At 75.8% G+C, this 231-nt stretch carries 1 protein-coding gene; it reads left to right on the top strand.

The window, feature by feature from the left end:
- Window positions 1–231 (top strand): iron chelate uptake ABC transporter family permease subunit (locus IG88_RS0138170; RefSeq protein ID WP_031051599.1); only part of this gene is annotated, 231 nt, incomplete at both ends.

Below are 231 nucleotides of genomic sequence, written 5' to 3'. Positions count from 1 at the left end.
CCGAGCCGTACCTGCTCGGCGTCTCCTCCGGGGCGTCGCTCGGCGCGGTCTCGGTGATCGTGTTCGGGGTCACCCTCTTCGGGCCGGCCTCCCTGTCGGCAGCCGCCTTCGTGGGCGCCCTGGGCGCGCTCGTGCTCGTGTACGCCACCGCCCGCACCGGCGGACGCATCACCTCGTCGCGGCTGGTGCTGTCCGGGGTGGCGGTCGCGGCGGTGCTCACCGCGGTCCTCG

The organism is Streptomyces sp. NRRL F-5650, from assembly GCF_000721365.1.
Classification (GTDB): Bacteria; Actinomycetota; Actinomycetes; order Streptomycetales; family Streptomycetaceae; genus Streptomyces; species Streptomyces ardesiacus.
Note: the sequence above shows the minus strand (reverse complement) of the source record. Positions and strands in the feature narration are given on the sequence as shown.